This is a genomic window from Desulfobaccales bacterium, assembly GCA_041648175.1.
Taxonomy (GTDB): domain Bacteria; phylum Desulfobacterota; class Desulfobaccia; order Desulfobaccales; family 0-14-0-80-60-11; genus 0-14-0-80-60-11.
Genome location: JBAZPO010000049.1, coordinates 1 through 5,079 on the forward strand (window position 1 = coordinate 1; position 5,079 = coordinate 5,079).

4 protein-coding genes are annotated in these 5,079 nt (G+C 53.6%); all 4 read right to left on the minus strand.

The window, feature by feature from the left end; all coding sequences use genetic code 11:
* Window positions 1-108: 108 nt before the first annotated feature.
* Complete coding sequence (locus WC600_18635; protein MFA4904748.1) at window positions 109-936, minus strand: adenylate/guanylate cyclase domain-containing protein; 828 nt, start codon at window positions 934-936, stop codon at window positions 109-111.
* A 72-nt stretch (window positions 937-1,008) separates the two neighbouring features.
* Window positions 1,009-1,398, minus strand: a complete 390-nt coding sequence (locus tag WC600_18640) for a DUF1622 domain-containing protein (GenBank protein ID MFA4904749.1) — start codon at window positions 1,396-1,398, stop codon at window positions 1,009-1,011.
* A 253-nt stretch (window positions 1,399-1,651) separates the two neighbouring features.
* Complete coding sequence (locus WC600_18645; GenBank protein ID MFA4904750.1) at window positions 1,652-2,704, minus strand: HD domain-containing phosphohydrolase; 1,053 nt, start codon at window positions 2,702-2,704, stop codon at window positions 1,652-1,654.
* Window positions 2,705-3,212: 508 nt separating this feature from the next.
* Window positions 3,213-5,079 (minus strand): hypothetical protein (locus WC600_18650; protein MFA4904751.1); only part of this gene is annotated, 1,867 nt, incomplete at its 5' end.

Consider the following 5,079-nt stretch of genomic DNA (forward strand, 5'->3'; position numbering starts at 1 on the left):
AACGGCCACCGAGTGAGGAAGCAGCCCAGATTTTTCCGAGAATTTGCCCGTCATAAGGGTACCGAAATCGTCCTCAAAGAGGAGACGCAGCTTAATGGCAATGTTTTTTCAACAGCCTGCTAAAGCATAAGTGTCTTCTGAGATTAGAAACTGTGTGCCGGCTTTCTTGTTTGCTGCCTCAATGCGGCTGGCAAGATTGACGGCATCACCGATGACTGTCATCTTCTTGTTGCCTAAAGCCCCCAGCGTGCCCGCTACGACTTGTCCGTAATGCAGACCGATGCGAATCTGGAAACTCCTTTGATACCATGCTTGCAGGTATGGCCCCAGGCTCTGGACCGCCGCTAACATTTCTAATCCTGCCTCAACTGCATGTAAGGCTCCTTCGGTTGGCTTATCGGCCTCAAAGAGAGCCATAAACCCATCCCCCATATAGGTATCAATGTGCCCGCCATGACGGCCAATCACCTCTCCCACCCGGTGGAAATAGCGATTCAGGACGTGGATCACATCATAGGGAAGCAAGGCCTCAGCGAAGGAGGTAAAGCCGATGATATCGGCAAAAAGGATGAGGATATGTTTCTCGACTCCGGCTGAGCCGGGCTCCACCCCTTTGACAAAGAGGCTGCTCAACTCTAGATCTTCATCATCCAGCACCAGCCGCCGGAGTTTTACTCTGCCATTAACGCTAGTCTGGCAAGCGAGCCGGACCTCGGGGGCAAATTGCAACAGTGCCGCGATGGCCTGTTCTTTGGGGTTGCGAGGCGCACAATGCTCAAGGCCCTCCAAGATGATGACCCGGCAAGTCGAGCAACGCCCATTTCCGCCGCAGATATGGGCCAGGGCAATGCCGGCTCGCACCGCGGCCTGGAGAATGGTTTCACCCTCCGAAAGCTCGATTTCCTTTCCATCAGGAAGATACCAGATTTGGGACATATCAAGAGAATCGGCCTTTTCGTACGATTTTGCCACCAGGTTTGCAGCAGGAGAATCCTATCGTTGATTTTTTTATTTGGACTTTCTCTCAACCGCGTCTTTTTGCCAGGGCCAGCGTCCGGTGATCTCCAGTTCAAGAGCAAAGCTCAGAAATGTGCGGATCACGACCAAAAGACCCAACACACCTAAGTCCTGAAAATTTGGGCCAACCGCCACCGTGCCGACAATATCGGAAGCAATGAGAAATTCCAAACCCAGCAGTATTGCCTTGCCAAAATCGCTGCGAAATCTTCGATAATTTTCTTCGATGGGCCCCTCTTTAATTACACGTTGGAGAAAGGTTATGATTGTTATTATCGCACCTAGCACGATGATACCAATCGCAATAAATTCGATGCCGATAGCGACCCATTGAATAAATTTATCGAAGCCTTCGAAACCTTTGATTGATCCTACCATCATTAAGTTCCCTTCAAATCTGATTCTCCCATGTTCCTCTTCTCATAGAACATGAATGGAATTTTTGCAACTCAAAATGAATATCTGGCCTCCATATGGAAAAGGGAGGCCTTATGCCGGGGGAACTCTTTTTGTCAAGGATTAAAGTAAGGTAAAGACGCAGGAGAAGGGTAGGTAATCTTCATGGCGAAAATAGAAGATATGATCAGGAGATGAGAAGTTTTTGGCCTCGTAATAAGCTATTCTCAACGGCGAATTAATCTGTGATCAGGAAGGATATAAAACTCTTCAAGGTTAGAGGGTCATAAATCGGTCCTCGGGAGCCGCGCAATTCCTGGAGGATCTTTACGGCCTCGAAAGGCTTGTAAGCATTACGGTAAGGCCGGACGACAGTGAGGCTTTCGTAGCTGTCCAAGAGGCGAAAGATGCGGGTCCAGCCGTGCTGCCGGTTCAGGGGCAAACCCAGAGGATAGCCGGAACCGTCGGCATTTTCATGATGCTCCAGAGTAAGACGCAACACCTCGTTGGGCACATAAGCCAGAGAAGACCCTTTGCTCAAAAGACGGTGTCCCAAAGCGGAGTGTTGATTTATTTCCGTTCTTTCTCCAGGGGTCAACGGCCCCTCTTTTAAATAGATTTCCTGGGGGATGCGGGTCATGCCGATGTCGTGCAAAAGGCCGGCAAGACCTAAGTCCCGGCTCTCCTTGCCGGATTTCTTCAAGAAGAGCATAAAGGCCGTCCCTAGAAGACAGAGGTTGATTGAATGGTTGTAGAGACTATAGTCATGATAAAGAACTTTCCACACTAATTTAAGGGAGGTGGGGTCTTGCTGTAAACTTTCGATTAGATCTTCCACCAAAGCTTGTGCCTTTTTCACGGCCAGTCCGAGGCGAGGTGATTGGAAGGCCCGGCGAATGCTGAGGTTCAACTGTTCGGAGAAAACGCCCAGTAATTCCGGGGAGACCTTGGTGCTCTCATGTTTCAGCAACTGCATATAATTATTGAGATAGGCAACCACTTTTTCCAAATCCTCATTGAGGAAATAGAGGCGGTCTATGCCCTTTTTGGTCAGAAGGTCCAGCCACTGGCGTTCCCATGCCTCTCCCTCCTTGGCTAAAAGGGGATAGGCAAATTCCTTGGACCCCTTTTGCGCCACCTTCAGGTAGAGATTAAAGGTGAGCCGCTCCTTCATAATCAACGAGGATAGGTAGATGGGGGTGTAAGGGGACGACCCGGCTTCGCCCCCGGGCCGGTGTAAGACCCTGGTCTCTGAAGATAAGAGCTTTTCCCGAAATGAGTCTTTATCCATAGCGATTTAACAGATAGTATGTGGCGGTCGTGCCTATCGGTGTCAAAAGCCGTTTTTGGAGATCTCTCCCCCCGAGTTTAACCCCGGAAAGTTTCCTTTATTACCCCGGATTTGTTTCGGAGCAACGATGATTTACTAAATTTAATGTAACATGTCAAACGTCCAGCTGGGTATAGTTATTTTTTCGGAGAGGTTGCCATGCTTGCCTCTCGAAACCAGGATATCTTTCAGTGGACCAGCGCTTGGTGTGGCCACCGGCAAGCCGGCTTAAAAAGGGATGGCCAATAGCGATTATGGTGCGTAGGATGCACCCTACAAATACTTTTTTTACGTCTTAGCGCCTTGGCGGGAGGCAAATCTTTTCAAAACAGTCGTTCATGAGCCCTTGTCTCACCCATAAATTATGAAAAGGCTGGTGGGGCGGGCCTCCGTGCCCGCCATGGCCGCAGGCGGCCAGAGACGGCCGCCCCACCCAATTACCGCGTTTTATTAACTTTTCAAAACAGCATCAGGTTGATTCGGGATAGAAGATGCCGGTGGAGCGCCCCCGGGCCAGGAATGTGGGGTCCAGGAGGCCGAAAAACTGGATCTGTTTGGCAATAAAGCCGGTCCAACCCGTCTGATGGCTGGCGCCCAACCCGGCGCCGTTGTCGCCGTGGAAGTACTCATAGAACAACAGGTAATCCCGCCAATGGGGGTCGTTCTGGAATTTGGCCGCGCCCCCATAGACCGGGCGCCGTCCGTGCTCATCCCGGAGAAAGATGCGGGTGAGACGGTTGGCCAACTCCTGGCTTACTTCGAAGAGGTTCATCAGGTTGCCGGAGCCGGTGGGACACTCCACCTTAAAGTTGTCGCCATAATACAGGTAGAACATCAGCAAAGCCCGGAGGATCAGGGAATTCATGGGGAACCAGATGGGCCCCCGCCAATTGGAGTTGCCGCCGAACATGCCCGAATTTGACTCCGCCGGCGTATAGTCCACCCGGTACTCTTCGCCGTGGACTTTCAGAATATAGGGGTGCTCGGCGTGGTAGCGGGACAGGGAGCGGATGCCGTAAGGGCTCAAAAACTCATTTTCATCCAGCATCTTGGCCAGGATGCGGCGCAACTTGTCCGGGCTCACCAGGGCCAGGATGCCCCGGTCGGCCACCCCGCGATGTTCCGGACCGATGGGATGGATGGCGCTCAAAAGCTCCGGCATGCGCCGGATCCGCTCCCGGATGCCGTCCGCCAGTTGGGGCACCAGGTCCCGCTGGGACTTTTCAAAGACCACCGTGGCGCATAAAGGGAGCAAGCCCACCAGGGAACGCACCTTCAAGCGGGTGGAGGTGCCGTCGGGGTAACGGAGCAGGTCGTAGTAGAAGCCGTCCTCCTCATCCCACAGGCCCTCCTGCTCGCCACCCATGCGGTTGATGGCCGAGGCGATCCAGAGGAAGTGTTCCAGGAATTTCACCGCCAAATTTTTATAAACCTCATCAAAGGGAGCCAACTCCAAAGCAATGTCCAGCATGCCCTGGCAATAAAAAGCCATCCACGCGGTGCCGTCGGCCTGCTCCAGGTGCCCGCCGGTGGGCAGCGCGGCGCTGCGGTCGAAAACGCCGATATTGTCCAGTCCCAGGAAACCGCCCTCAAAGACATTCTTGCCGAACCGATCCTTACGGTTCACCCACCAGGTGAAGTTCAGCATCAGCTTGCCGAAAACATGTTTGAGAAACTGGACATCCCCTTTACCCTGCAGGACTTTTTCCGATTTATAGATCAACAGCGCGGCCCAGGCGTGCACCGGTGGATTCACATCACTAAAATTCCACTCATACGCGGGAAGTTGGCCGCTGGGGTGGAGATAAAACTCCCGGAGCATGAGATCGAGCTGTTTCTTGGCAAAATCGATATCCACCAAGCCCAGGGGAATGCTTTGAAAGGCCAGGTCCCAGGCCGCGTACCAGGGGTATTCCCATTTGTCCGGCATGGAGATGATTTCGTCATTCACCATGTGGAACCATTCCTGGTTGCGAACGTGATTGCTGTGAGTCTTCAGGGGATGGGCCCCGTGCTCGCCCAGCCAGGTAATGGCGTCAAAATAATAGTACTGCTTGGACCAGAGCATCCCGGCCAGGGCCTGGCGCATCACCCGGGCGGCATCCTCTCCCACCGCGGGCGGGGTGATGGCGGCGTAAAACTCGTCCGCCTCCAGCCGGCGGGCCTCCATGATGGCCTCGAACCGTTCGCCAAAGGGACCGTCCGGGGACGCAGCCCCGAGAGATGCCGGAGCGAGATCACTGAGCCGCAGGCGCAGCACCGCCTCTCCCCCAGCGGGCACTTCCAGCCGGTAGAGCGCGGCCGCCTTGGTGCCGGTCTTTCCCGGGTTTACTGCA